The sequence below is a fragment of the Noviherbaspirillum saxi genome, from assembly GCF_003591035.1.
Taxonomy (GTDB): Bacteria; Pseudomonadota; Gammaproteobacteria; order Burkholderiales; family Burkholderiaceae_D; genus Noviherbaspirillum; species Noviherbaspirillum saxi.
This window is the reverse complement of sequence record NZ_QYUO01000002.1, coordinates 1,434,347-1,459,908: the sequence shown is the minus strand read 5'-3', so window position 1 is coordinate 1,459,908 and position 25,562 is coordinate 1,434,347. Positions and strand designations below refer to the sequence as shown.

The window sequence follows — 25,562 nt, the reverse complement described above, 5'->3', positions numbered from 1 at the left end:
GGACAATCAAGAAAGAAACTGCCATGACTACCACTGTCTCCTCCCGAACCCTGCAACGCGTGATCGAAGGTCTTGCCACTTCCGACGGCGCCGGCGTCAAATTGCGCCGCACGCTCGGGCAGGGGCAGGCGACGCGCCTCGACCCTTTCCTGATGCTCGACGAATTCTCCTCCGAAAATCCGGGCGATTACCTTGCCGGCTTCCCCGCGCATCCGCATCGCGGCTTTGAAACCGTCACCTATATGCTGGACGGTCATATGCGGCATGAAGACCATCTCGGCAATGTCGGCGAACTGATGAGCGGCAGCGTGCAGTGGATGACTGCGGGACGCGGCATCGTTCACTCGGAAATGCCGCAGCAGGAAGAAGGCCGCATGCGCGGCTTCCAGCTGTGGATCAATTTGCCGGCAAAGGAAAAGATGAAGCCGGCCGGCTACCGCGACATCCCCGCTGCCGAGATTCCGGTGGCGGCATTGCCGGGTGGCGGACGGGTCAAGGTCATTGCCGGAACGCTGGAAATCGATGGCGCGACCGTCGACGGCCCGATCCAGGGCTTGACCACCGCGCCCTTGTATTTCGACGTCGAATTGCCGGCGGGCGCGGTCTTTTCCCATCCGGTCGACGGCGGGCATAACGCCTTTCTGTACGTGTTCGAAGGCAGCGTCAAGGTCGGGTCGGACGATGCACCGCGTCCGTTGAAGTCGCAGAGCGCAGGATTCCTGTCGCCGGGCGAACAGGTGGAAGTGCACGCCGATGCCGGCGGCGCGCGATTTCTTTTGCTGGCCGGACGGCCGCTACGTGAGCCTGTCGTGCAGTACGGACCTTTCGTGATGAATACGGTCGAGGAAGTCGAACAGGCGATCACCGACTTCCAGAGCGGCAAATTTACGCAGACGGCGTAATCCGGACAACTCGCCGGACCGGCCCTCGATTTTGCCGTTGGCCGGCGCGGGAACGCAAACTGCCTCGCAACTTGAGCACCGTCATCCTGCGCCCCGGTGAATTGTCCGGGTTAAGCGGATAATGGCCGGGATACCACCACAGCGAGGAATGTCTGCCCATGAACACGCCTTTTACCCTGGTTAAACCGCATCTCAAGGACCTGGGCGACGGATTCAAGGTTCGTCGCCTGTTGCCCAGCCATCCGCACAAGATGGTCGGGCCATTCATTTTTTTCGACCACATGGGACCGGCGGCATTCGCGCCGGGCACCGGGCTCGATGTCCGGCCGCATCCGCATATCGGCCTGGCGACAGTGACTTACCTGTTTGAAGGCGCGATCCTGCACCGTGATTCGCTAGGGACGATCCAGGAAATCCGCCCCGGCGATGTCAACTGGATGACGGCCGGCAGCGGCATTGCGCATTCCGAGCGTTCGCCCGATCCGCTGCGTGAGAGCGGCGGTACCCTGCAAGGCATCCAGATCTGGGTCGCATTGCCAAAATCACATGAAAATACGGCCCCCGCGTTCGAACACCATCCGGCAGCATCCTTGCCCCAGGTCGAATTCCCCGGCGTCAGCTTGCGTCTTGTCGCCGGCCGCGCATTCGGCCACACCGCGCCGGCCACGACCTTTTCGGACATGTTTTATGCCGCAGTCGAGATGAAAGCCGGCGCCCGCCTGAGCCTGCCGGCGGAATACCCGCAACGCGCGGTCTATCTGGTCGACGGCAGCATCCGCATCAACGGCGCCGAGCTTGCCGAAAAGCACATGGCCGTGCTTACCGACGCACAAGAAACTACAATAGAGGCTGACACGCAGACGCGTCTCATGCTGCTGGGCGGGCAACCGATGGATGGCGACCGCTTTATCTGGTGGAATTTCGTCTCCAGCAGCAAGGAAGCGATACAGCAAGCCAAGGAAAGGTGGCGTGCGCAGGAATTCGGCCAGGTCCCGGACGAGACCGAGTGGATTCCCTTGCCGGACGAACCCAAACCGCCGGAGGCTTTCAGTTAAACTGCGGGGCGGATTGATGCAGCCTGCGGTAGACGCCGGCTGCCTGTCCGATTATTACGACTAGGACATTACAGTATGAATAACAACGGAGAGCAAGCAACGGCGACGGCCGGCTCCGACAAGATTTTCGACCATGTCGCATCCTCGCTTTTACCGACCAAGCATGGGGAATTCCGCATCCATGTGTACCAGCCGATCGGTGAAACCGTCGAACATGTGGCAATGGTCAAGGGAGAACTCAAGGATCAGGAAGGCGTGCTGGTGCGCGTGCATTCGGAATGCCTGACCGGCGACATTTTCGGTTCGATGCGTTGCGATTGCGGCGAACAGCTCGATGCTGCGCTGGCGCGCATTGCGGAAGCAGGGCAGGGCGTGGTGGTCTATCTGCGCGGCCATGAGGGACGGGGAATTGGTTTGGCCAACAAGATCAAGGCCTATCAACTGCAGGACCAGGGGCGCGACACCGTCGAGGCCAATCTCGACCTCGGCCTGCCGGTCGATATTCGCGATTACGAGGTGGCCGCGCATATTCTCGGCGATCTCGGCGTGCGTTCGATACGCCTGATGACCAACAATCCGCGCAAGATGAAAAAGCTGGCCGACTATGGCGTCAAGGTTGCCGAGCGAATTCCGGTTCTGACCGTACATACGCAGCACAATATCGGCTACCTGCGTACCAAGCAGGAAAAGCTCGGGCATATGCTGGACTTTGAATAATCTCGTCCGGGCCTGCCGCTTTTTTCTTTTTTGCATGATCGTCACCGGCTATCGTTCCGGTCACCGGTGACGATCTTGCGGCTTCCGACAATGCGCGCTTCTGCGCGATGTTGACGGGCCTGCTTCAACAGACATTTCATTCATGTTCCAAACTTCCCGCATTTCTTCTTGCGTGCTGGCTGCCTTGCTCGGCATCGCCGGTGCCGCGCAAGCCGCCGAACCGATCCGCATCGGCATGATCGATGGTCTATCCGGTCCTTTCGCCAATGCCGGCCAGGCAGTGGTTCGCAACCTGCAATATGCGATTGACCGCATCAATGCGAAGGGGGGCGTCCGCCTGCCCGAGGGTGCTCGTCCGCTCGCGTTGGCCACCTTCGACAACAAGCAGGCGGTTGAAGAATCGTTGATCGCGCTGCGGCAAGTGACCGATCAGCGCATCGGCTTTGTGGTGCAGGGCAATAGCTCAGCCGTCGCTGCGGCCCTGATCGATGGCATTGAAAAACATAACCAACGCACACCGCAACAGCGGCTGCTGTTTCTGAACTATTCCGCGGTCGATCCCACGCTCACCAACGATAAATGCAGTTTCTGGCATTTTCGATTCGATGCGCATGCCGACATGCGCATGCATGCCTTGACCGAAGTCATCAAGGACGATGCAAGTTCGCATCGCGTCTATCTGATCGGACAAGACTACAGCTTTGGCCAGCAGCTTGCCCGCTCTGCGCGTGCCCAACTGGGCAGCAAGCGCCCGGATATCGCCATCGTCGGCGATGAATTGCACCCGATAGGCAAGATCAAGGATTTCACACCGTACATTGCGAAGATCCGCGCCAGCGGTGCCGATACCGTTATCACCGGCAACTGGGGCAATGATCTTACCTTGCTGGTCAAGGCGGCAAAGGAGGGCGGACTCAATGTGAAGTTCTACACGTTTTACGGTAACGGGCTGGGCGCGCCAGCCGCAATCGGCGAAGCGGGCGTTGGACGTGTGCGCGCGGTGGCCGAATGGCATCCAAATACTGGCCAGGGCGTGAGCAATTCTCCCAGCGATGCGTATTACCAGGCATTCCGGCAACGCTATCCGCAACCCGAAGACGATTACGTGCATCTGCGCATGCACCTGATGATAGAGATGCTGGCATCGGCAATTGAAAAGGCCGGCAGCACGGAAGCGGCAGCCGTGGCGCGCGCACTGGAAGGCGCCCGCTTCAGGAATGCCTTCCATGAAGCGACCATGCGTGCCGACGATCACCAGCTGCTGCAGCCGCTCTATGTATCGGTGATGCGCAAGACTGCGGATGGATCGGTACGGTTTGACAATGAAGGCAGCGGATACGGATTCAAAACCGAACGCTATCTGCCGCTGTCGCAGACTGCGCTTGCCACCAGCTGCAAGATGAAGCGGCCTTCGTAAACACCTCGCATTTGCTCACGCATGCAGTTATGCACGCGTGAGCGACTTATGGCATCAACTTGAGCTTTAATATATCGACCTTCGACACCGGACCTTCGATCGCAAGCGCGGCGACATAATCTTTGCCTACCGGCAGGTCAACGGTGGTCCAATCATTGCGCGAAGTCTTCGGGGGAGCCACCCGCAGCCAGGACGAAGGGCGCACTTCGCAGTCCACTGCATATGCACGCAATGGCAGCGATACGCCAAGCCCGGTTGCCTTGGACACCGCTTCCTTGCGACTCCAGCAACGCATCGTTGCATTGCGCGAATCCTGCATCTTGCGCAGGGCCGCCACTTCATCAGGATGAAAGCCGGCTGCGAGATCCCGTATCTCCTGAGGTGCGATCGCGGATTCGATATCGATGCCGACATGTGCATGCCTGGATACCGCAACCCAGACCTGGTTGCCGGTGTGGCTGATATTGCAACCGGTACTGCAGCCTTCCAGTTCCGGTTTGCCCCAGGTGTTGCTGCGGATGATTTGGGCCGGGTCCATGCCGCCATAGTGCGATGCGACCTTGCGCAACAGTGCGCGTCCGATCAGATTGCGCAGGCCGTCTTCCGGCCGTGCGAATCGTTCTGCGCGAGCGTGTTCGTCGGCCAGGGTATGGCGCAGCGCAAATGCGCGCAGCATGTCGTGGTGACGCGGTTCCATCGTCAGGCCGATGCAGATCGCATGATGATCGGTCAGGGCCGGAAAATCCAGACGGAACGGGTCGTCCGCGCGCACCTGCACATCGCGGGGATCGAGCAGCACAGAAATAGCAGCCGGCATTGCCAAATATATCCAGGAAAACAGGAAAGACAATCATACGGCAGATCGGGGCTTTCGGGCACTGCTTTGCGCATGCGCAATTGACCTTGGAGCAGGCAGGCATGAGTGCTGCTGTGTATTGATGCTGGAACTCGGACCCTGCCCAATACGCGTCCGGCAATTTCACTCTAGAATGAAGCATTCAACGCAGGCTCTCCCGCTGCCGAGGTCGTCCGTGCGCGTGCCGATGCGCGGTAGCGTGCCGGACGCGTTTATCTGATCCGAATTCCATTCATGAAGCAGCCCAGCGAGACTACATCCCTTGCAAAACCCGCGATTCCCCGTGCCGCCGTGCCCCTATTGTCGCTGGCCGCGTTCGGCAGCGGAATTTCGCTGCGGGTGACCGACCCGATGCTGCCGCAACTCGGGCAGGAATTCGGTGTATCGCTGGGCGATGCATCGCTCGTCATTACGGTGTTTTCGATTTCTTATGGCGTGTCGCAGTTGCTGTTCGGACCGCTCGGAGACCGCTATGGAAAATATTTCATCGTTGCCTGTGCTTCTCTGGCGTGCGCGTTGACGGCCGCGTTGTGTGGATTGGCCCCAGGTTTTGTATCGCTGCTGACGGCGCGCCTGCTGGCTGGTGCAACCGCGGCGGCGATCATTCCCCTGTCGATGGCATGGATAGGCGATGTGATTCCTTATCAGGACCGGCAACCGGTCCTTGCACGCTTTTTGATAGGACAGATATTGGGACTTGCCGCCGGCGTACTCGCGGGCGGTGTGGCGGCCGATGCGCAGAACTGGCGGCTGCCTTTCTTCCTTGTCGTCGGCATATTTCTCGTCGTCGGTGTGGCCTTGCTCTACCTGAACGGTAGCCTGCCTGAACATGCGCGCCAGCTGCATCGCGCGCAGGGTGCGGCGATATCGCGCATGGTGAATGAATTTCGCGAGATAGGGAAAAAGCCGTGGGCACGCCGCATATTGCTGACCGTATTTCTGGAAGGTGCTTTTCTGTACGGTGCCTTTGCATTTATCGCGTCGCATGTCCACCACACCTTTGGATTATCGCTGACCGCATCCGGCTCGCTGGTGATGCTGTTCGGCCTTGGCGGCTTTGTGTTTGCAGTGCTGTCCCGGTTGCTGGTGCAGCGGATGGGAGAAGCAGGTCTGTCGCGCTGGGGCGGGATTCTGATTGTTGTCGCCTTGACCGGCATCGGGCTGGCGCCGGTCTGGTGGTGGGCGATCATTGGATGTTTTATCGCCGGGCTGGGCTTTTACATGCTGCACAATACCTTGCAGATCAATGCCACCCAGATGGCACCCGAGCGGCGTGGTGCGGCAGTGTCGGCGTTTGCCGCCTCCTTTTTCATTGGACAGTCGATCGGCGTCGGCATCGCCGGTGCACTGGTCGAGCGCATCGGCACGCGCAATATCATGATCGCCGGCGCGCTCGGCGTGCTGGCCGTCGCGATAAGTTTCAGCAGCAAGCTCAAGAATAAACCGGCAAGTTAGCGGACAACCGACAATCACGGAGACGATAAATTGGCAGACAACAATCCTTTACCATTGTGGACTCCCACTCCCGAACGTATCGCAGAGAGCCGCATGCACGACTATATGCAGTGGCTGCGACAGACCAGGCAGCTGAGCTTCGATGGGTATCAGGAGTTGTGGCAGTGGTCGGTCGGGCATATCGAAGCGTTCTGGGAGTCGTTGTGGCAATACTTCGACATGCGTCATTCGACGCCTTATACAAGCGTCCTCGATAGTTACAAGATGCCAGGCGCAAAATGGTTCGACGGTGCGAGGCTGAACATTACCGAGCAGTTGTTCCGTTTCCATGCCGACGATGGGGATCAAGCCGCGATCATCGGCAAATCCGAGGCGCGCGAGACGGTCAGCATTTCCTGGAACGAGATGCGCCGGCAAATCGGGTCGGTAGCCAATGCATTGCGTGCGATGGGAGTGCAGCCGGGCGACCGGGTGGTTTCCTATATGCCGAACGTGCCGGAAACGGTAATCGCTTTTTATGCATGCGCCAGCATAGGCGCGGTATGGTCAAGCTGCTCGCCCGACATGGGAACGCCCAGCGTACTGGACCGTTTCGGCCAGATCGCGCCCAAGGTGCTGTTCGCCGTGGATGGCTATCGCTACGGCGGTAAGGATTTCGACCGGCGCGATGTGGTTGCAGGCCTGGTACAAGCGCTGCCGACGCTGGAACATGTCGTGCTGCTGCCTTACCTGCGTTCCGATGCAAGCGTTGCCGGCGCCCGCAATTGGAGTGAACTGCTGGCCGCCGACAGCACACCGCATTTCGAACAGCTGCCGTTCGATCATCCCTTATGGGTCGTGTATTCGTCGGGAACGACAGGCATGCCTAAGCCCATCGTGCATGGTCAGGGCGGGACACTGATCGAAGCCTTGAAGGGCCATGCACTGCAAAGCGATATCGGTGAAGACGATCGCTTCATGTGGTTTTCGACGACCGGATGGATCATGTGGAATTCGCAGGTGACCGGCCTGCTGGTCGGCGCAACCATTGCGGTCTACGACGGCAATCCCGGTTACCCCGATCTCGGCACGCTCTGGAAGTTTGCCGAAGAAGCGCAGCTGACCGTGTTCGGCGCCGGTGCCGCCTACTATGCCAATTGCATGAAAGCCGGCATCGCCCCGGGCAAGCTCGCCGACCTGCATCGGCTTCACACCGTAGGCTCGACCGGATCGCCTTTATCGGCCGATGCGTTCAACTGGATCTACGAGCAACTGGGTTCCGACATCCTGCTCGCATCGATCAGCGGGGGCACCGACGTTGCTGCATCCTTCGTCGGCGGCTGTCCGATCCTGCCGCTGTATGCGGGTGAAATGCAGTGCCGCTGCCTTGGCATTGCGGTATATGCAATGGACGAACAGGGCAAGCCGCTGGTAGATGAAGTGGGAGAACTGGTCGTCACCAAGCCCATGCCTTCGATGCCGCTGTATTTCTGGAACGACCCGGAAGGCAGACGCTATCACGACAGTTATTTCGATACCTATCCGGGTTGGTGGCGGCACGGCGACTGGCTGCGCATTACGCCGCGCGGCGGCGCCATCATCTACGGCCGCTCCGATACGACGATCAATCGCCATGGCGTACGCATGGGTACTAGCGAAATCTATCGCGTAGTGGAGGGTATGCCCGAGATCATCGATAGCCTCGTGGTCGACCTCGAATATCTCGGACGCGAATCCTATATGCCGCTATTCGTGGTGCTGCGTCCGGGCGTAACGCTGGATGCATCGCTGGTGCGTGCGATCGGCGACAACGTACGCACCGCGCTCTCGGCGCGGCATGTGCCGAACGAAGTATTCGCCGTGACCGAGATTCCGCGCACGCTGACCGGCAAAAAGATGGAACTGCCGGTCAAGAAGCTATTGCTCGGGATGGCTGTGGATGAAGTGGCGAACCCGGATGCCATGAGCAATCCGGGCAGCCTTGCTTACTTCGTCGAGTTTGCGCGTACTCGTGCTGCGGAGAAGGCTTAGCATTGGGGCGACGCGTGAGATTTCTCAATTGCCGGTGAACGTGCCGGCGCTACGATCGTTATCATATTCAGACCGGCACGACTACCATGGCACAACAGCAGGATTGGCATACCGAGGAGTATCGCGGCATCGAGGTGCATGTATCGCCTTTGCCGCGCAACAAGAACAAGACGTCCTGGGACTATAGCGTTCGTGTCGCCGAGCGTGGAGACGATTCGGGTTCGGCGAGCGAAGTGAGCGCGCAATCCGGTGACGAAGGAGTCGAGGCCGGCTATCCTTCCGCCGAAGCGGCGGTGGAAGCGGGATTCAAGAAGGGATATGCGATGGTGGACGCCATGCTGGCTTAAGTTCGTATCTCTACACACCTCATCAGCTAAGCTAAAGCTAAGCTAAATTATTTCAAGAGGCTGTGCCGACCGAGGTGGCGGAAACGCCTGATCCAGCGCATCGAGATCTTCCCGGTCGAGCACGAGATCGAGCGCGGCGCGGTTCTCCTTCACATGCTTTTCCAAGCCTGCCTTGGGAATGGCAATCATTCCCGGACATCGCAGCACCCACGCAAGCGCTACCTGAGCCGGTGTGGCACGATGGCGATCCGCTATCCGCTGGACCGGCGGCGATGCAAGCAGCATTCCCTGCTCCACAGGCGAATAGGCCATGACCGGAATGCCGCGCTGCTTGCACCATGGCACGAGATCGTGTTCGATACCGCGTCGCGTAAGGTTGTACAGAACCTGATTGACAGCAGGTTGCCGATCTCCTGCGACGCCCGCCAACTCTTCCATGTCGGCGACATCGAAATTGCTGACTCCCCAATGACGAATCTTTCCATCCCTGGCAAGTTGATCGAATCCTTCCAGCGTGTCTGCCAGCGGGACCTGTCCGCGCCAGTGCAACAGATACAGGTCGAGGCAATCGATCTTCAGCCGCCTGAGGCTGGCTTCACAGGCAGCAACGGTGCCGCGGCGTGTTGCATGATGCGGCAGCACCTTGCTGATCAAAAAAATGTCGGCACGTCGGCCGGCAATCGCATCACCGATCAGTTCTTCGGTGATGCCGTCGCCATACATTTCTGCGGTATCGATCAAAGTCATGCCGATATCGATCCCCGCCTGCAAGGCAGCGATTTCATCGCTGCGCCGGCGTTTGCTTTCTCCCATTTTCCAGGTTCCCTGCCCGAGAATGGGGACCGGCTCGCCCATCGGCAGCGTCGTGGTTCTCATGGCTTTTTGTGCTCCGGCTCAGTGGCTTCGCTCAATGATTGTCCATCCGGTGTTTCCGCCTGCGGCGCATGTTGTTCGATCACTGCATTGACTTCAGCTCCAAACAGCAGGGCAGAGGCAGAGATGAAGAAGAAAAGCAGCAAGACGATGATGGTCCCGATGCTGCCGTAGGTGGCACTGTAATTGGCAAAGTTGCTCACGTAGAAATTGAAGCCGAGGGATGTGGCGATCCAGAACAGGATGGCGAGCACCGCGCCCGGGGTGATGAAATGGAAGCGTTGCCTGACATTGGGCGCTACGTGATAGATCACGGCGACCGACAGCGTCAGCAGCAGCAGGGCAATTGGCCAGCGCAGGACCGCCCATAGCGTCACGAACAATTGCTCTATCCGGAACTGGACCGCGATCCACTGCATCGCTTGCGGACCGATCGTCATTAGGGCGGCCGCTGCAATCAGCAGGGCGGCAAATCCCACGGTATAGATCAGTGACAGTGGATACAACTTCCATGCGGGGCGCGTTTCGCGGACATCGTAGGCGACATTCAATGCATTGATGGTTGCGCGCACAGCGGCCGATGCGGACCATAGTGCGACAACGACACCGAGCGAGAGAACGCCGGATTTCTGCTGCTGCAACTCCTCGATTACCTGGTTGACCGGTCCCATCGCTTCCTGCGGCAGGAACAGTTGCGCATTCCCCCGCAGCCAGTCGAAAAAGCTCGACAGATGGAGAAACCCAAGCAAGGCGATCAGGAAAATAATGAAAGGAAAAATCGAGAACAAGACCTGATAGGAAAGGGCGGACGCATACGTGGTCATGTCGTCGTCAAGAAATTCTTTGCCTGCCTTCTTGATAACAAGCACAGGACTGACACCGCGAAAGCCGTGCAGCCGCCGGTTCTTTCGTTTGATCATGCCCGGACGGGCGCCTGATTGCGGACGTCCGGGTAGCACACGACTATTGTTCGGGGCAATCGCCATCGTGCACGCGTGTCAGTGATGACGATGGTCCATCGCCCGCTTTGCGAAATAGGTCCCGGCCAGTACGGCACCGGCGGCGACCAGCATGGAACTGGTCGGCAGCGAACGTGCGGTATTGGACGCGATTTCGCCGACGCGCGGCGCCATCAATTGCATGCGCCGTTTGGTCATCTGCATGCCGAGTTCGCCCAGCCGGTCGGTCAGCAGACGTTCGGCATCCGGCAGCAGCGTGGTTTCTTCATCGGCGACATGGTGCAGTACATTGCGCATCAATTCCATGAAGGTCTGATCATAGGTCGGGTCGGCCGGCTGCATTGTATGCAGCTGTCCGATCAGGCGCCGTATTTCGTTATGCTCGGGAAGGCTTTTTCCGACGAGCGATGTGTCGTCGGCAAGATCGCGCATGGCCGGATAAAAGATTTCTTCTTCCAGTTGCGCATGAATTTCCAAAGCGAGGCAGACGGTGCTGACCAGGGCTTTCTTCAATTGCGGGCTGCTGCTGATTTCGTACTGATGGAAAGTTTCCAGTACCGAGGTATGGTCCATGCGGATCATGTTGGTAATGCTTGGCGACATCCTGTCGGTGAACGATTTCATCATGATGATCTCCTTCATTGTTGCTCGTTGTTGATATGGGCATGCAGAGAACTGCACACCCTTGCAAACAACATACCTGCGCGCCGCATTCTGCAACTTCGCTACAATTCGGCAATGACTTGCGCGCGTTGACGCTGATCGGGCAGCCTTCCCAAGCCCGCCCGCATATTGTCGACCACGTGCATGGAATCAATCAGGTCAAAACCAGCCATCGGCCTGGTCCGATTGCGGCCGGCGCAGGCGTACGATTTCCTTGCCTTCTTCGTCACCCGCGGCAGATGGCTCGGCAGGCACGTCCTCAGTCGGTGCCAAATCCTTCAGTGCCACCATGCCGACCAGCCGCATGTCACGGTCAAGTACGGGAATGCGAGACAGCTGCAGCTCTTTCATTCGCTGCAGGACCTCGGCGGTGTCCTGGTCTTCAAAACACCATTCCACTTCATCGGTCATGACATCGGCGACCCGGATTTCTTCAGCAGTCCTGCCGGCGGCTGTCTGCAGTGCAATGTCGCGTTCGGTAATCATGCCGATCAGGCGTTGCCCGTCGCATACCGGCAGCACGCCGACATCCCAGTCGCTCATGATCAATGCGGCGCGCTGCACGTTGTCGTGCGGCCCCACGATACTGACGTCATGCGTCATGGCCTGCGCTAGGGTTTTCATCACGTTCTCCATGGCGGCGACACCAACGAGTTCGCGACTGGCGGCCGCGGCCAGCAGGGCCGTCACTTCGTCATCGCCGGTTTGTGCAAAGTCGTCGTAATACTGACTGACCGCCCGAAAGCCTGGCGGCACGACCAGGCAGATGCCCTCATCGGCTTCAGCCTGCAGGCTGGATAGGGTATCGGAGGGGGCGACCGGCAAGGCAAATACCAGTTTGCCTGTGCGCATGCCCGCCAATGCGCGCAACGCCGCCTTCATCGTGCCCCCGGTCGCGGCGCCATCGTCGACCAGTATCACATTGCGGCCAATTACCGATATCGGCGCTCGTTCGCCGCAATAAGCCAGCCGTCGCCTGGCAATTTCCGCCAGCTGACGCTGCACTTCGGCCTCCAGATATTCCGTCGAGGGTTGGAGACGTTCCACCGCAGCGCGATTCAGAACACGGATCGGCGGATCGCCGTCAACTACAGCCCCGATGCCGAACTCTGAAAAACCCGGCGCAGGAATCTTGCGTGCCAGCAGCAAGTCCAGCGGTGCGTCGAGCGCTATGGCCACTTCATAGGCAACCGGTACGCCGCCACGTGGCAAGGCGAGTACGACCGGCCGGCTGGATCTGAGAAAGGCGAGAGCGGCGGCAAGTTGACGTCCGGCATCACGGCGGTCACGAAAAGGATGGGGTTTCACGGCATGCACCTTAACTGCGAAAACATCTGAAATGACGTGCAAGATGCCTGCCATCGCCCTCCAGGTGCAATCTTGCCGGCAAGGCGGCAACCGGTATTCATCTTTACCGAAAAAATGTACAAAGTACAAACACTGACGTTGTGCCGGCTTGCATTTTTCTCTTTATAGAAATTTACCGATATCCGGAACTAACAAAAGGGACAAGTACCAAACGGCATCCATCGTTGCATTCAAAGGAGATGCTATGCAAGCAACACAGCTCAAAGAGCGCTTTTCTCAAGTGGAACAATGTATCGACAACGCGGCACAGATGTGTGAAATGAGCAGTGATGTGCCGGACCGTCTGCGTACCTGCCTGAGTGAGCTCGAGCGGGAGTCCGATCATGCAAGTCAGGTTGCCGAGCAGGGCCAGGGTCCGGACCAGTTGCGGCAATGCGTATCCAAACTGGAAAAAATCGGTGATCGCGCGATGCAGGCATGCAGCCAGACCGAATATGTGGACGTGCAACTGCAAAATGCGGTACGCCAAGCCCGCAAGGCCATTTCCACTCTGAAACAACATCTTCATTAATCGCTAATCCTTATCTGCTCTGAAACGCAGCCTTCCCGGCTGCAGACAGGTGCGCGCCGCATCGCGCACCTGTCGTAACAACGCGTTACATCCCCGGGTTCAATGCCTGTTAAAGTGGCGTTGCCTGAGAAATTCAAAAAGGGGATAACGTTGGCCAGAAAGTCGCGCACTTCATCTTCATCGCGCAAATCGTCGAGCATGCCGCTGTCCGGCCGGTTGCTGCAGGTCGGCGCAGTCCTGTTTGCGGCCTTCATCCTGGTCTGCCTGCTTGTTTTCGGTTACGTGACGCTGTTCGTTACGCCCAACCTTCCGTCGCTTGACGCGTTGATCGATTACCGTCCCAAGATTCCGCTGCGTGTTTATACCGCCGATGAAGTGCTGATCGGAGAATTTGGCGAGGAAAGGCGTGATTTCATTCCGATCGCCCAAATGCCGGACGTGATGAAAAAGGCATTGCTGTCGATCGAGGACGACCGTTTTTATGAACATGGCGGTGTCGACTATATCGGCGTCATTCGCGCGGGCCTGGCCAATCTTCGTTCAAGCCGGGCACAAGGCGCCTCGACCATCACGATGCAGGTAGCACGGACGTTTTTCTTGTCGCGCCAGAAAACCTACGGCCGCAAGATCCATGAAATCGTGCTCGCCTACGAAATCGAGCGGCATCTGACGAAAGACCAGATCCTCGAGCTCTACATGAACCAGATTTATTTGGGTGAGCGGGCTTATGGTTTCGGCAGCGCTGCGCGCGTGTATTTCGGCAAGGCAGTCAAGGACCTGACGATTGCCGAAGCCGCAATGCTGGCCGGCCTGCCGAAGGCGCCCGCCGGCGCCAATCCCATCGTCAATCCGACCCGTGCCGGCCAACGCCAGCAATACATCCTCAAGCGCATGCGTGAACTCGGCTATATCACGCCCGAGCAATATGCGCGCGCATCGCAGGAGAAACTGGTGGTGCGCAGCGACCGCCGCCGCTACAGCACCCATGCCGAACATGCCGCCGAAGCCGTGCGCCAGTACATGTATGCGCAATACAAGGACGACATCTATACGCATGGCTACAGCGTCTACACCACGCTGAACAGCGCGGACCAGAATGCGGCCTACAATGCCGTGCGCCGGGGCGTGATGGATTACGAGCGTCGGCATGGCTATCGCGGCCCGGAAGCTTTCATCGATCTGCCGGCGGATGAAGACGAGCGGCAGCAAGCCGTGTCGGAAGCATTGCTCAAGTACCCGGACAGCGACGAACTGCAATCCGCGGTGGTGACCTCGGCATCGGCCAAGCTCGTGCGTGCGGATCTGCTGTCCGGCGACGATATCGAAATCTCCGGCGAAGGCCTGCGCTTTGCCTCCTCCGCGCTGACCAGCAAGGGACAGAACCGGATTCGCCGGGGCGCCGTGATCAGGGTAATCCGCGACGCCAAAAAGAAATGGGCAATTACGCAAATGCCGGAGGTGTCGGCCGCATTCGTCTCGCTCGACGCCCAGGATGGCTCGCTGCGCGCGATGGTGGGCGGCTTCGACTTCGCCTTCAACCAGTTCGACCATGTCAATCAGGCCTGGCGGCAGCCCGGTTCCACCATCAAGCCTTTCATCTATTCGGCCGCGCTGGAAAAAGGCTTCTCGCCGGGTACGCTGGTCAACGATGTCCCGCTCATCATCAATGCTTCCGAAACCGGTGGACAGTCGTGGGAGCCGCAGAACGACAACGGCCAGTACGATGGGCCGGTCACCATGCGTACCGGGCTGAAGCGATCCAAGAACCTGGTGTCGATCCGCATCCTGCAATCGATCACGCCGGGCTTTGCACAGCAATACCTGACCCGTTTCGGCTTCGATCAGGACAAGCATCCGGCCAATCTCACCATGACGCTTGGCACCGGGTCCGTCACACCCATGCAAATGGCAAGGGGGTATGCGGTATTTGCCAATGGCGGTTATCAAGTGACGCCTTTCCTGATCCAGAAGATCGTCGATAACCGCGGCAATGTGCTGACCGAATCCAACCCGGTCAAGGCCGGCGACGAGGCAAACCGCGTACTCGATGGCCGCAATGCCTTCATCATGGATACGATGATGCGCGATGTGATCAATGGCGGCACCGCCTTTGCAGCCAGCCAGAAAATCGGTCGGCGCGACCTTGCGGGCAAGACCGGTACGACCAACGACGCCATGGACGGCTGGTTCGCCGGATATGGCGGCAACACGGTCGGCGTCGCATGGATGGGTTACGACAAGCCGCGCTCGCTCGGCGGCAGGGAGTTCGGCGGCACGGTGGCATTGCCGATCTGGATCGACTACATGCGCACTGCATTGAAAGGCAAGGCGCCATTCGAACGAGGCCTGCCGGATGGTATTGCGCAGGTGGAGGGCGACTGGATGTACAAGGAGTACGTCAACGGCAATGGCGTCTCGGCAGTGGGTGTCGAAGACACCCGCGGTTTCTGGGAGCGCCTGTTTGGCAACCGGCCCGCAGGGCCGGCGCCGTCGCCATCGACCGCACCGGTGCAAAAGCCGAGCACCCCGCTGGATGACAATATGTACAGAGGAGGAAACTAGTTTTTACTGAGATACTTCACACGACTATCCACTACGCGCTATCAACATGATTGGTCTTTTTCTGTCGGCTTTCCTGCTGGGGCTTGTCTTTAACGCCGCACCCGGCGCGGTGTTTGCAGAAACGGTGCGTCAAGGCGTGCGGGGAGGTTTCCGGCCAGCGTTTGAGGTTCAGGTCGGATCGCTGGTAGGAGACGCTACCTGGGCTGTGCTGGGACTGGTCGGCGTTGGCATGCTGCTTCAGCTTGAGGCGTTGCGCTTGCCGATCGGTCTGGCCGGTGCAATCTATTTACTCTGGCTGGCAAGAGATGCCTGGATCGCGGCGAGCCGGGAATTTTCAATTGTGCCATCGCCGAGGGCCTCTTCACGTCCCGCGCTGCGCTCTGGGGCTACTCTATCCCTGACCAATCCGCAAAACCTCGCATTCTGGGCTGCCATCGGCAGCGCAATGGGTGCTGTCGGCATTCAACAGCCAGGCTATGTGGACTACACAGTATTCTTTTCCGGATTCATGATGGCGTCAGTGCTGTGGGCATTTTTTTGCGCTGCGGTCATTGCGCGCCTGTTTCGGAATGCATCCCGCACATGGGTCAAGCTCACCTACAAGCTGTGCGCGGTCGCTTTTCTTGCGCTTGCCCTTGCTTCGTTACGCGATTTGACTTCGCAGACACACAACGACAAGGCGCTTGAAAAGCCTGCCGCCGTTCGATCTTCTTGAGCATCCAGCCGGCGCTTCACGGTTGCGCGTGGCGTTCATCGGTCCGTCAATCCAAGGGCAATTGCAGCCTGATTATTTCTTTCCGGAACTAGTTAATTACAGCAGCCACTTACTACAGGTAAAGTGACTTATCGAAATTACTGTTTATTTATACAGTACTTGTGCTACAGTAACTGCTCATTCACGCTTTCGGAAAAAGGAGAATCATCATGGCTCACCTGAATCATTCTTTCAGCCCGCGTTTTGGTCTCGAATACGCTCCCACTTCGTTCCTGGTACGCTTCGGCAAGCGTGAACTGTTTGTCTGCCACGATTTCCGTAAACGTTATTACAAAGTGAATCCAGTCCTCGATTGCAGCACAGGCGTGGAAGCCGGCCACCTGGAATTGCTGGTACTGCGCCGCTGGCTGGTGATTCTTTCCCGTGCACGTTGAAGATAACCGATTCCCGGCGCATTCATCCAAAGAACCAGTAGCACACGCCGATCGACGCCATGACGCCCGCGACGTCCGCCAACAGTGCGCAAGTAACCGCATGACGGGCTCGCTGGATGCCAACTGCGCCGAAATACACGGCGAGCACGTAAAAAGTCGTTTCGGTACTGCCTTGCACCGTGGCTGCAACCAGAGCGGGAAAGCTGTCCACGCCGCTGGTCTTCATCAATTCGATCAGCATCGCGCGTGCGGCACTACCTGAAAACGGCTTGACCAGGGCGGTCGGCAGCGCGTCGACAAAGCGCGTATCCCAGCCGGCAACCTGGATCAGGTAGCGTAATCCCTCCAGTAACATATCCAGCGCGCCTGAGGCACGCAGCACGCCGACTGCGCATAACATCGCGACCAGATAGGGCAGCAGGTTACGGGCCACGTCGAAGCCTTCCTTGGCACCTTCGACGAAGCTTTCATATACCGGCACCTTGCGCAGCGCGCCGAACACCACAAAGACCACAATTAGGCTGAACAAGACCAGATTGCCAAGGAGCGAAGACAGGGCGGCCAAGGCAACTGCTGACATTCCTGCAAGCGTGGCTATTGCGGCCGACAGCGCCAGTCCGGCACCGCACAGCCAGGCAAGCACAACCGGGTCATGCAATTTGATACGCTGCACGAAGGCTACCGAAAGGAATCCGGCAAGCGTGGACGCCGTAGTTGCCAGCAAAATGGGAAGAAAGACCAAGGTTGGATCGCTGGCACCCTGTTGTGCCCGGTACATGAAGATTGACACCGGAAGCAGGGTCAATGAAGACGCATTCAACACTAGGAACAGTACCTGGGCATTGCTTGCCGTGCCGGAATTCGGGTTCAGCTCTTGCAAAGCTCGCATCGCTTTCAAACCCATCGGCGTTGCGGCATTGTCGAGTCCCAGGGCATTGGCGGTAAAGTTGAGCGTGATCAAGCCAAGAGCCGGATGACGGTCTGGGACTTCCGGCATCAGACGTCGGAACAGTGGCGAGAGCAAACGCGCCAGTATATCGACCAGTCCTGCCTTTTCTGCAATTCGAAGAAATCCCATCCATAGCGTCAGCGTCCCGAACAGCAGAATCATTACCTCGACCGACAATTTGGCCATGGCAAACAGGCTTTCTACCATTGCCGCAAAAACAGCCGATTCTCCACCCAGCAACCAGCGCGCCGATGCGCTGAATGCCGCGATGACAAAAAAGCCCAGCCACAACCCGTTGAGCATGCATATTCCTTCGAAACTTTCGTGTGTCACACCTGCTTCGGCACGACTGCCGCAGGGCCAGAGCATGACCACCGGTAATGATGATCTGCTGCCCCTCCATCGACACGCCGGAAATAATATGACGTGCAATGGTGTAATCATGCCTTCAGGCATGAGGGGGCGCTCAGGATACGATAAAGCGGACTACTTGACGAGATACGTGAGCAATGAATGCACGTATTCTTTATCAAAGGAGTTTGCGCAATGCCCAAGCCACATTCGTTGTTGGGCAATAAGCTTTACGATTTATGATTAATCCAATAGAACAATGAATCCAACATCACTGTTTATTGATGAGCACTTCCGGAAACATCGGTTTTGGCTGGCCATTTTTCTTTATATGGCCGTTCTGGTCTTTGGATCGATCCCGGGCGCGCGGGGGGAAGTAGGGGAGTACGCAACTGGGTTGGTACTCCACTTTGTCACTTATGCAGCGATTGCTTTTTTGTTATTCACCGGATTTCAAGGAGAGAGCGCGTTCAAGGGAACGCGAACCGTGATTCTGATTGCGATGATGGGCGCGCTTGATGAATATGTGCAGAGCTTCTTGCCATACCGGCGCGCAGCGATCGGAGACTGGTCTGTGGACGCAAGCGCCGGCATTGTCATGTCGGCGCTGCTATCGGCAATATTGCCGGTGATTCGCCGCAGGGTTGCGGCGCCTTAGCAGGTGGTATGCCAATCCTGCCCCCTAACGGGACATGAAACTGCGTCTTTTTCCGGGGGGCGCCGAGCCGCCTGCCTGCGTCGCACTCTTCGCTAATAGGCACCGTTATTGGCTCTTCCTGCGCCTTGCAATCGAAAAAATCCATTGATTTCTTCGTCATGTTAAGGAGCGGGATCGGTAGTGGACCGTCAGGGGGCGAAGCATGTCGCCGTCCAGCGTATCCCCTCCCGGTAGTCCGGTCAGGTATGGCCGGTTATATCGCTTTCAATTAATCAAAGCGTTTAAGGCGATCGGGACTTCTACCGATACATGTACGCGGCGGCATGCATAGATCTGCGGTACTGGTGTCATCATCACTTAGGCGGTACATCTTGGCCCAGATATTGATGCATCGCGATACATCTTCACGCGTCAGTTTTTCGGGGCGATCCGAGCGATCAGACTCGAACAAGGCTGGAGCGCTTGGCGGAATATCGCCGACAGGGAGAACCTTGGTTGGCGACGAACGGGAAAACGACTTTTGCATGTTGACCTCGCTACAGTGCAGTGCAGTGCACAAAACTGAGTATATGCCTGCGCAGGTCCGGTGTAAAACGCGATTGACGTTTTTTCAACGACTTTGGAAGAGTCGTTGGCCGTGCGCGACATAGACATCAAATTCAATCCGCACCACAAGGAAAATCAGCGCAGATTGCTCCAGATTTCACTCTGGGGAAATAAGTCTTCGACCGGAACGCTCGCGCCGAATTCCCGATGTCCGTAACGACATATCGCAGCGCCTATTTCAATGAAGCGCTCCATCTCGCTAGAACTTAATTTTGGGGAAATTTCTGCCAGGCGCTCGGCGAGTAATGCAGAAATGCAATAGAGATCGGTGTCCACTGCCTCATTCTCGTTATGCATCATGCGCTCAAGAATCCGGTACTTGTCCACGTCTACCTCCGCGAGTTCAGTCAATCGAGTATAGGTCCAACGGCAGAGGGAACAAGTCGCGGTGCAATATGTAAGCAGAGAAATTCACTGTGCATGCGGAGTGAAATCGCTGTATATCCGATGACTGTCGGGTCGGTGTTCATCATCTTCTATGCGAACTGAAGAACCGAGCGCTGCTCGTATTGACTGAATGTTTGCAAAGAAAATTTTGTGGGCATGTGCGTGCATGCAATAAAAAAGGCAGGACCATGCCTGCCTTTTTTATTCCTGCAATTGTGTCAACAACGCATTTACTTGGATTGCGCGTCCGCCTTCTTTTCGGCAGCATCTACACTCGCTTCGGCCTTGTCTTTCTTCGCCTTGGCATCTGCCTTTGCGATCTTCTTCTGTGCCTTTGCATCGGCCTTGGCCGCCTTCTCGTCAGCCTTGGCGTCTGCCTTCTCTGCTTTGGCGTCCGCCTTGATATCAGCCTTCGATGCCGGTGTTTCGAGCGTGGTCGATGCACCCGAGCTCATGCCGGTGGTGGGAGCCGTCGTAGTTGTTGTGTTGGTCGCCTGAGCGAACACGGAAGTTGCAAACAAGCCTGTCAAGAGAGTAGCGATCAATTTATTCATGCGTATGCTTTCAGAGTAGATAAAGATGACATCGTCGTGTCATTGAATCAGACAGCTCTCCTCCGAAAGATTCATTGTCGTCGTGTTAAGAAATGTAACGTTTGCAACGTAACGCGATCGTGTTTGATGATGCGCTAAGCCCCTTCAATACAGACGATGCTTTTGCCGCCGGCAACGCGGCGCACTATGATCTTGGTCGCTATTCTTTCCGTCATTTCCTGCACATGTGAAATGACGCCCACCTTGCGCCCCATGGACTGCAAACCATCAAGCGCCTGCATTGCAACCGACAGCGTATCTGCATCGAGGCTGCCGAATCCTTCGTCGATGAACAGGGACTCGACCCGTACGCGATTCGACGATAAAGACGCCAGACCCAGCGCGAGTGCAAGCGATACCAGAAAAGATTCTCCACCCGATAGCGAATGCACTGAACGCACTTCCTCGCCCATGTCCTGATCCACCACCATCAGCGCCAACGTATTGGCGATACGCTCTAGCCGATAGCGGCGCGCCAGTTCGGCGAGATGTCGATTGGCATAGCCGAGCAAGACATCGAGCGTGAATTGCTGTGCATAGTTGCGGAATTTTTTTCCATCGGCCGAACCAATCAGTTCGCCCAGCTGGCTCCATAATCGCGTGCTTGCCTGCTGGCGCTCGAGCTCATCGCGCATTGCCGCCGATCGGAGCCGGCGTGCATCATCATCGGCAATCGCGAGCTTCAGTTCTGCCATGCGTGCGGCTGAGCCATCGAGTTCGGTGCGCAATGTGGCCATCGCATCCTGCAGACCTTCGATCGATTCCGTGGATGGGCGCGCCTGTTCGTGTGCGGCACGGCGTTCCTGTCGTTCCTGGAGGACGGCCTTGGCGGAATGCAGTCCGGCATCGGCTTCGTGCAGATGCCGTCGTTCCGAGGCAATCCATTCATCGTCGTGCATGAGCAGACTTTCCAGTTGCACGCTATCCAGTGGTCCGGCCTGTTGATCTGCACGCTGGTTGTAGGCGTCGATCCACGCATCGAGACGGTCCTGGCTTGATTTCGTTTCCCGCTCCAGCGCGGCAAGACGTTGCCGTGCCTGATCACGCGATTCGCCCACGCGTGCAGCCTTGAGCCCACATTGCTGCACATTTTGCGAATGCTGCTCGCATTGCGTCCTGGCCTGTTCCAGTGCGAAGGACAATGTCGCTTCGACCTCCTTTGCAGCGCGGCCATCAAACAGGTTTTCGCGTGCAGCACGTTTTTCCCCCAAAAGCGTCGTGATAGCGGCAAGTTGTGCATTGATCTGTTGCAGATCGTCTGCGCATCTGGCGAGGCTGTCCGCAAGCGCAATGCCGGCATGGTCGAGTTCTGCCATGCGTGCGGCCTGATCTTCACTAGTGGTGCGGCTGGAAAGCCAGCGCTGAACCTGTTCGGCGCATGCAACCCGAAAAGCGGCAGGCGAGGAGTGCCAGTCTTTGCGCCATTCACCGTCGTTAAAGGCATCGTCAAGCTGAAGCAGATTGGCATCGAGCCGCTGAGCCAGATCGGCGCGCTTGTCTGCCAGTCTTGACGATTCTGCGACAGCGGAATCCGCTTCGGCATTTGCGCGAACGGCTGCGTCGTTCAATGCGGCCTGCATCCGTAACGCTTCATCGAGCACTTGTTGCGCGTGGTCGCGCGCCTGCGCTGCCTGGTCTGCCGCAAGCTCTGTTTGGGAAATGGCGTCCAGCTTGAGCTTGCAGGCCTGACGTAATCCCCTTATCCATTCGGCGCATGCGGCAGGCGCTATGCCGGCGGCCTCAGCGGCAACCGGATGTACTGACCAGTGCGCGAGCCCTTGCGACAAGGATGTTGCGACGCTCTCCTTCTGTTGCAGCAAGGCCGCGTATTGCCGCCGCGATTCCGCGACGATGGCGTCTGCTTTTGCATGCTGCTCCAGCAGCTGTTCGACATTAGTCCGGTTGCGTGCGACTTCTCCTTCGATGCCTGCCAATACCGCCTGCAGCCGATGATCGCTCCCGGCATAGGGATGATCGGCGGAGCCACAAACAGGGCAGGGCTGTCCATCTTGAAGAGATGCGCGCAGTGCTTCCACATTTTCATTGCATTCGGCCTGGGCGATGCGCAACAATCGCTCAGCCTGTTCGAGGCTCGCCTTGGCGGGTGGAATACGCTGGCTAAGCGCCGCACTTTCGGCCTCGACTTCTTGCACGGTGCTGGCCAGCGTCTGTACTTTAGCAACATGTCCGTCATAGGCCGCCTGATTTATAAATACGGCTTGCCACAAACGCTCGGCCTGCTCAAGCAAATCACGCCGCGCTTCCATCGCACGGCGTTCATCACGCACTCCGATAATGTCGACACGCACCAGATTCCGTGACGTGTCGTCCCGATGGCGGGTTGCAAGCACCACCGCATCGACAGCCGATGCGAGCCGCGCACGCGCTTCATCGCTCGATGACTTTTTTCTGTCCAGTTCGGCATGCAACTGTGAAAACTTTCCGCGAAGTTCATCGTGCTCCTGGCTGGTGTCTGCCGCTTGTGCCAGTAGCGTGTCCCAGCGCGACCAGTTCACGGCCAGTGCCTGCATGCTTGCGTGTTGCGTCAGCCAGGCCTCGGCCTTCTGTCTTTCAACGTCGGCGAGTTGCCTGCGGCGGCGATTGTCCGCCAACCTTGCATCGGCTTCGTCTTTGGCCCGCTGGGCCTTGCTGACTGCTTCGACAGTGCGTTCATGCTCAGGCTGTAGCGCTTCGATCTGCGCGTCGAGTGATCTTGCCTTGTCAAGGTCTGGGTTGGCAGCCGCACGGGCCGCATCGGCTGCGCGTAGCGCATGTTCGGCATCGTGCAGCGCCCGGGCAGCCTCCGTTTGCTGCTGCAATGCGTGTTCCAGCTGCTGCTCGGTGGCCTGTATGTCAGTTCCGGCAGCGGCAATTGCCGCTTGAGCGCGTTCGAGGTCATGCAGTAGCGGACGTGCTGTTTGTATGCTTTCCACTCTGGACAGATGACGGCGTCGCGGTGCGAGGGCGAGCTGTTCGCCGACCAGTCTTTCGACTTCATCGCGCGCCTGCTGTTCGCCAACGCGCAGCGTTTCCCATGCCTGATGCCAGCGCAGTTCATGATCGAGCGCCGCCTTGCGCTGCTCCAGCAAGCCGAGCGCTGCACTTGCCTGCACGGCTTCCTGTTCCAGATTTTCCCGTGCGGCTTGTTCCAGCGGCGCATGGTCGGCCAGGCGCAGACCGAGCTGCTGCAATGCCTGCTGCTCTACCTTGGCGCGCTCATAGGCGCGCTTGGACATCGTGCTGTAGATCGCGGTGCCCGACAGGGTTTCGAGCAACTCGCCGCGTTCGCCGTCGTCGGCGCGCAGAAAGGCTGAGAACTCGTTCTGGGCCAGCAGCACGGCGCGCGTGAATTGCTCGAAGCTCAGTCCGATGCGCAGCTCGATTTCAGCCTTGACCTCGCGATTGGTCCCGCCAATCTGCTGCAGCTCCGGCATGCGCCACAGGGACATACCGACATTCTGCAATGCGCCGTCGCCTTTCGAACGTGCGCGCCGCACGCTCCAGCGCGCGCGATAAGTCTGATTGTCGTTGCCGAGAAATTCGACTTCCGCATAAGCGTCGGCACTACCCCTGCGCAGCAAGGTCCGCGTGTCCTGCGGTGTGAGCGTTTCCTCGCGCACATCCGGCAAGCCTATGCCCTTGCTGCCCGCACGCGCCAGACGCGGTGTCGCATCGTAGAGCGCCAGGCATAGCGCATCGAGCAGGGTGCTCTTGCCGGCGCCAGTCGGACCGCAGATTGCGAACAGGCCGGTGGAGCGCAGCGGCTCGGCCTGAAAATCGAGTGCGAATTCGCCTCCCAGCGAAGCCAGGTTCTTGCCGCAAACCTTGAGTATTTTCATGACGTGTCAGGATGGCTGGCGGTCAGCCGCAAGCAGAAGTTCGGTAAAGGCGGCGAGCTGATCAGGGCTTACCTCGCTGCCGTAACGCGCCTGATAAAGGCGCTTGAAGATTTCATCCGGCTGAAGCGTGTCGAGGTCGTCGACCGGTATCGGTTCGGCGTGCTCGGCAACGCGACGCGCGGTGCTGGTATCGATCTTTGCCAGACGCACCGGCTTTCCTTCCAGTGCCGCTTCCACCTTCGCGCGCAAGCCGGGTTCCGGCCCATCCAGTCGAACCCGCACTTCCAGATAGGCGTGACGGTGAATTTCCGGTAACGGCGGAATGTCGAGGGCATGCAATGCCGCAAGCGCCTCATCGATCGTACCGGGGTGGCGCGGTATGCGCAGCAGTTCGACCGACCTCGGTACCCGGATTTCGCGTATCGCGGCAACCGAATCGCCGTTCAGATCGATGCACAGTACCTGATGCGCGTAATCGACTTCCGCGAAGGACATCGGGATCGGGCTGCCGCAATAACGCACATGCTCGCAGCCGGCGACACGCTGGGCCTTGTGCAGATGGCCGAGCGCGGCATAGGCGACCGGCGCATCGAACATTCTGGCAGAGAGCGCTTCTGCACCGCCGACGACAATGCGGCGTTCCGAGTCGGCGGAGACTTCGCCGCCGGTCATATGGCAATGGCCGAGCGCAATGATGGCTTGCCCGTCTTCGCGCCGCCCCAGCGCGCCATCGAGCACCTGCCGATAGAGCAGCGCCACGCCATCCATATAAGGATCGCCGTCGGATTCCACCCGCGGCACGTCGCCCGGCCGCAGGAAAGGCACGGCGAGACACCATGCACCGACCGAGCCGTCCGGCCGCACCAGCGGCACCAGCAGTTGCGTGTGGTCGATCGTACCGTCGGGCAGGCGCGACACATGGCCGACTATCGTGATCTTCATTCCTTCAAGCAAAGGTCGGGGCGCTTCCAGCCGGCCCGGCGAATCGTGGTTGCCGGCAATGATGACGATGTTGAGCTGAGGTGCGCGCTGTTTCGCCTGTTGCAGAAAGCGATAGAACTGACGCTGAGATGCGGCCGACGGATTGGCGTTATCGAAAATATCTCCTGCAACGAGCAAGGCATCGACCGCCTGCTCTTCGATGGTATCGAGCAGCCACTCCAGAAACCGCTCGTGTTCATGTGCACGGTCGTAATTATGCAAGGCCTGGCCGAGATGCCAATCCGAAGTATGCAGCAGGCGCATCAGAATCCTTTCGCAACGATGCCGGACAGGATACCGCCGGCGTGGGCGCGAATATAGCATTTCCGCCGCGCATGGCGGCAGAGGTGAAAT

Annotated in this window: 23 protein-coding genes; 12 read left to right on the top strand and 11 right to left on the bottom strand. The window is 58.3% G+C overall.

Translation table 11 applies throughout. The features are described 5' to 3' along the window. The first annotated feature begins 23 nt into the window (after positions 1-23). The 4 genes from D3871_RS22365 (at position 24) to D3871_RS22350 (ending at position 4,091) form a co-directional block, all read left to right on the top strand. Positions 24-902 carry a pirin family protein gene (locus D3871_RS22365; RefSeq protein WP_119771229.1) on the top strand — a complete coding sequence of 293 codons (879 nt, stop codon included), beginning with the start codon at positions 24-26 and terminating at the stop codon, positions 900-902. Positions 903-1,060: 158 nt separating this feature from the next. Then, on the top strand, positions 1,061-1,957 hold the full coding sequence (locus D3871_RS22360) for a pirin family protein (protein WP_119771228.1): 897 nt from the start codon (positions 1,061-1,063) through the stop codon (positions 1,955-1,957). Between the two features lie 75 nt (positions 1,958-2,032). Next, on the top strand, positions 2,033-2,674 hold the full coding sequence (gene ribA / locus D3871_RS22355) for a GTP cyclohydrolase II (protein WP_119771227.1): 642 nt from the start codon (positions 2,033-2,035) through the stop codon (positions 2,672-2,674). Positions 2,675-2,816: 142 nt separating this feature from the next. Continuing rightward, positions 2,817-4,091 (top strand): branched-chain amino acid ABC transporter substrate-binding protein, encoded by a 1,275-nt coding sequence (locus D3871_RS22350; protein ID WP_119771226.1) that lies wholly within the window; start codon positions 2,817-2,819, stop codon positions 4,089-4,091. A gap of 46 nt (positions 4,092-4,137) precedes the next feature. Here the strand turns inward: D3871_RS22350 and D3871_RS22345 are convergent, their stop codons facing one another. Then, positions 4,138-4,908 (bottom strand): 4'-phosphopantetheinyl transferase family protein, encoded by a 771-nt coding sequence (locus D3871_RS22345; protein WP_119771225.1) that lies wholly within the window; start codon positions 4,906-4,908, stop codon positions 4,138-4,140. A gap of 273 nt (positions 4,909-5,181) precedes the next feature. Between D3871_RS22345 and D3871_RS22340 the strand changes: the two genes are divergently transcribed. The 3 genes from D3871_RS22340 to D3871_RS22330 all read left to right on the top strand — a co-directional run bounded on the left by D3871_RS22340 (position 5,182) and on the right by D3871_RS22330 (position 8,759). Next, entirely contained in the window at positions 5,182-6,402 is a 1,221-nt protein-coding gene (locus tag D3871_RS22340) for an MFS transporter (RefSeq protein ID WP_119771224.1), read from the top strand. A gap of 54 nt (positions 6,403-6,456) precedes the next feature. After that, positions 6,457-8,412, top strand: coding sequence for an acetoacetate--CoA ligase (locus D3871_RS22335; protein WP_199724892.1), 1,956 nt, complete (start codon positions 6,457-6,459; stop codon positions 8,410-8,412). 86 nt (positions 8,413-8,498) lie between these two features. After that, entirely contained in the window at positions 8,499-8,759 is a 261-nt protein-coding gene (locus D3871_RS22330) for a hypothetical protein (protein ID WP_119771222.1), read from the top strand. A gap of 42 nt (positions 8,760-8,801) precedes the next feature. Here the strand turns inward: D3871_RS22330 and D3871_RS22325 are convergent, their stop codons facing one another. The 4 genes from D3871_RS22325 to D3871_RS31565 all read right to left on the bottom strand — a co-directional run bounded on the left by D3871_RS22325 (position 8,802) and on the right by D3871_RS31565 (position 12,562). Continuing rightward, entirely contained in the window at positions 8,802-9,635 is an 834-nt protein-coding gene (locus D3871_RS22325; RefSeq protein WP_119771221.1) for an aldo/keto reductase, read from the bottom strand. Then, a complete protein-coding gene (locus D3871_RS22320) occupies positions 9,632-10,552 on the bottom strand; it encodes a YihY/virulence factor BrkB family protein (RefSeq protein WP_119771220.1) in 921 nt (306 codons plus the stop codon). Before D3871_RS22320 ends, D3871_RS22325 begins: the two co-directional genes overlap by 4 nt. A gap of 78 nt (positions 10,553-10,630) precedes the next feature. Beyond that, positions 10,631-11,218, bottom strand: coding sequence for a hemerythrin domain-containing protein (locus D3871_RS22315; protein WP_338016861.1), 588 nt, complete (start codon positions 11,216-11,218; stop codon positions 10,631-10,633). A 195-nt stretch (positions 11,219-11,413) separates the two neighbouring features. Next, positions 11,414-12,562 (bottom strand): CBS domain-containing protein, encoded by a 1,149-nt coding sequence (locus D3871_RS31565; RefSeq protein ID WP_338016860.1) that lies wholly within the window; start codon positions 12,560-12,562, stop codon positions 11,414-11,416. Between the two features lie 244 nt (positions 12,563-12,806). On the opposite strand from D3871_RS31565, the gene D3871_RS22305 reads away from it, so the two are divergent. Continuing rightward, positions 12,807-13,133, top strand: coding sequence for a hypothetical protein (locus D3871_RS22305; protein WP_119771218.1), 327 nt, complete (start codon positions 12,807-12,809; stop codon positions 13,131-13,133). Here D3871_RS22305 and D3871_RS22300 read toward each other — a convergent pair. Then, a complete protein-coding gene (locus D3871_RS22300; RefSeq protein WP_119771217.1) occupies positions 13,130-13,333 on the bottom strand; it encodes a hypothetical protein in 204 nt (67 codons plus the stop codon). The two genes, D3871_RS22305 and D3871_RS22300, sit on opposite strands and share 4 nt — an antisense overlap. On the opposite strand from D3871_RS22300, the gene D3871_RS22295 reads away from it, so the two are divergent. The 3 genes from D3871_RS22295 (at position 13,332) to D3871_RS22285 (ending at position 16,844) form a co-directional block, all read left to right on the top strand. Continuing rightward, complete coding sequence (locus tag D3871_RS22295) at positions 13,332-15,695, top strand: penicillin-binding protein 1A (RefSeq protein ID WP_119771216.1); 2,364 nt, start codon at positions 13,332-13,334, stop codon at positions 15,693-15,695. The two genes, D3871_RS22300 and D3871_RS22295, sit on opposite strands and share 2 nt — an antisense overlap. A 46-nt stretch (positions 15,696-15,741) precedes the next feature. Continuing rightward, positions 15,742-16,410 (top strand): LysE family transporter, encoded by a 669-nt coding sequence (locus D3871_RS22290; RefSeq protein ID WP_119771215.1) that lies wholly within the window; start codon positions 15,742-15,744, stop codon positions 16,408-16,410. 209 nt (positions 16,411-16,619) lie between these two features. Beyond that, entirely contained in the window at positions 16,620-16,844 is a 225-nt protein-coding gene (locus tag D3871_RS22285) for a hypothetical protein (RefSeq protein WP_119771214.1), read from the top strand. Between the two features lie 22 nt (positions 16,845-16,866). Here the strand turns inward: D3871_RS22285 and D3871_RS22280 are convergent, their stop codons facing one another. Then, positions 16,867-18,096: a nucleoside recognition domain-containing protein gene (locus tag D3871_RS22280; RefSeq protein WP_119771502.1), complete on the bottom strand. Its 1,230-nt coding sequence runs from the start codon at positions 18,094-18,096 to the stop codon at positions 16,867-16,869. 307 nt (positions 18,097-18,403) lie between these two features. Between D3871_RS22280 and D3871_RS22275 the strand changes: the two genes are divergently transcribed. Then, complete coding sequence (locus tag D3871_RS22275; RefSeq protein WP_119771213.1) at positions 18,404-18,802, top strand: VanZ family protein; 399 nt, start codon at positions 18,404-18,406, stop codon at positions 18,800-18,802. Positions 18,803-19,483: 681 nt separating this feature from the next. Here the strand turns inward: D3871_RS22275 and D3871_RS22270 are convergent. From D3871_RS22270 to D3871_RS22255, 4 genes are all read right to left on the bottom strand, one after another. Continuing rightward, positions 19,484-19,759, bottom strand: a complete 276-nt coding sequence (locus D3871_RS22270) for a hypothetical protein (protein ID WP_147376871.1) — start codon at positions 19,757-19,759, stop codon at positions 19,484-19,486. A 266-nt stretch (positions 19,760-20,025) separates the two neighbouring features. Next, positions 20,026-20,349 carry a hypothetical protein gene (locus tag D3871_RS22265; protein WP_119771211.1) on the bottom strand — a complete coding sequence of 108 codons (324 nt, stop codon included), beginning with the start codon at positions 20,347-20,349 and terminating at the stop codon, positions 20,026-20,028. Positions 20,350-20,483: 134 nt separating this feature from the next. Beyond that, positions 20,484-24,227 (bottom strand): AAA family ATPase, encoded by a 3,744-nt coding sequence (locus D3871_RS22260; protein WP_119771210.1) that lies wholly within the window; start codon positions 24,225-24,227, stop codon positions 20,484-20,486. A 6-nt stretch (positions 24,228-24,233) separates the two neighbouring features. Next, positions 24,234-25,472, bottom strand: a complete 1,239-nt coding sequence (locus D3871_RS22255; protein ID WP_119771209.1) for an exonuclease SbcCD subunit D C-terminal domain-containing protein — start codon at positions 25,470-25,472, stop codon at positions 24,234-24,236. Positions 25,473-25,562 lie beyond the last annotated feature (90 nt).

Bases quoted from the DNA above. Each gene is read 5' to 3' on its own strand.
- D3871_RS22300 (WP_119771217.1), bottom strand. From the start codon at position 13,333: ATGCTCGACGATTTGCGCGATGAAGATGAAGTGCGCGACTTTCTGGCC.
- D3871_RS22330 (WP_119771222.1), top strand. From the start codon at position 8,499: ATGGCACAACAGCAGGATTGGCATACCGAGGAGTATCGCGGCATCGAG.
- D3871_RS22295 (WP_119771216.1), top strand. From the start codon at position 13,332: ATGCCGCTGTCCGGCCGGTTGCTGCAGGTCGGCGCAGTCCTGTTTGCG.
- D3871_RS22280 (WP_119771502.1), bottom strand. From the start codon at position 18,096: ATGCTCAACGGGTTGTGGCTGGGCTTTTTTGTCATCGCGGCATTCAGC.
- D3871_RS22305 (WP_119771218.1), top strand. From the start codon at position 12,807: ATGCAAGCAACACAGCTCAAAGAGCGCTTTTCTCAAGTGGAACAATGT.
- D3871_RS22365 (WP_119771229.1), top strand. From the start codon at position 24: ATGACTACCACTGTCTCCTCCCGAACCCTGCAACGCGTGATCGAAGGT.
- D3871_RS22345 (WP_119771225.1), bottom strand. From the start codon at position 4,908: ATGCCGGCTGCTATTTCTGTGCTGCTCGATCCCCGCGATGTGCAGGTG.
- D3871_RS22285 (WP_119771214.1), top strand. From the start codon at position 16,620: ATGGCTCACCTGAATCATTCTTTCAGCCCGCGTTTTGGTCTCGAATAC.
- D3871_RS22290 (WP_119771215.1), top strand. From the start codon at position 15,742: ATGATTGGTCTTTTTCTGTCGGCTTTCCTGCTGGGGCTTGTCTTTAAC.
- D3871_RS22255 (WP_119771209.1), bottom strand. From the start codon at position 25,472: ATGCGCCTGCTGCATACTTCGGATTGGCATCTCGGCCAGGCCTTGCAT.
- D3871_RS22265 (WP_119771211.1), bottom strand. From the start codon at position 20,349: ATGAATAAATTGATCGCTACTCTCTTGACAGGCTTGTTTGCAACTTCC.
- D3871_RS22315 (WP_338016861.1), bottom strand. From the start codon at position 11,218: ATGATGAAATCGTTCACCGACAGGATGTCGCCAAGCATTACCAACATG.
- D3871_RS22275 (WP_119771213.1), top strand. From the start codon at position 18,404: ATGAATCCAACATCACTGTTTATTGATGAGCACTTCCGGAAACATCGG.
- D3871_RS22340 (WP_119771224.1), top strand. From the start codon at position 5,182: ATGAAGCAGCCCAGCGAGACTACATCCCTTGCAAAACCCGCGATTCCC.
- D3871_RS22325 (WP_119771221.1), bottom strand. From the start codon at position 9,635: ATGAGAACCACGACGCTGCCGATGGGCGAGCCGGTCCCCATTCTCGGG.
- D3871_RS22260 (WP_119771210.1), bottom strand. From the start codon at position 24,227: ATGAAAATACTCAAGGTTTGCGGCAAGAACCTGGCTTCGCTGGGAGGC.
- D3871_RS22360 (WP_119771228.1), top strand. From the start codon at position 1,061: ATGAACACGCCTTTTACCCTGGTTAAACCGCATCTCAAGGACCTGGGC.
- D3871_RS22350 (WP_119771226.1), top strand. From the start codon at position 2,817: ATGTTCCAAACTTCCCGCATTTCTTCTTGCGTGCTGGCTGCCTTGCTC.
- ribA (WP_119771227.1), top strand. From the start codon at position 2,033: ATGAATAACAACGGAGAGCAAGCAACGGCGACGGCCGGCTCCGACAAG.
- D3871_RS22320 (WP_119771220.1), bottom strand. From the start codon at position 10,552: ATGATCAAACGAAAGAACCGGCGGCTGCACGGCTTTCGCGGTGTCAGT.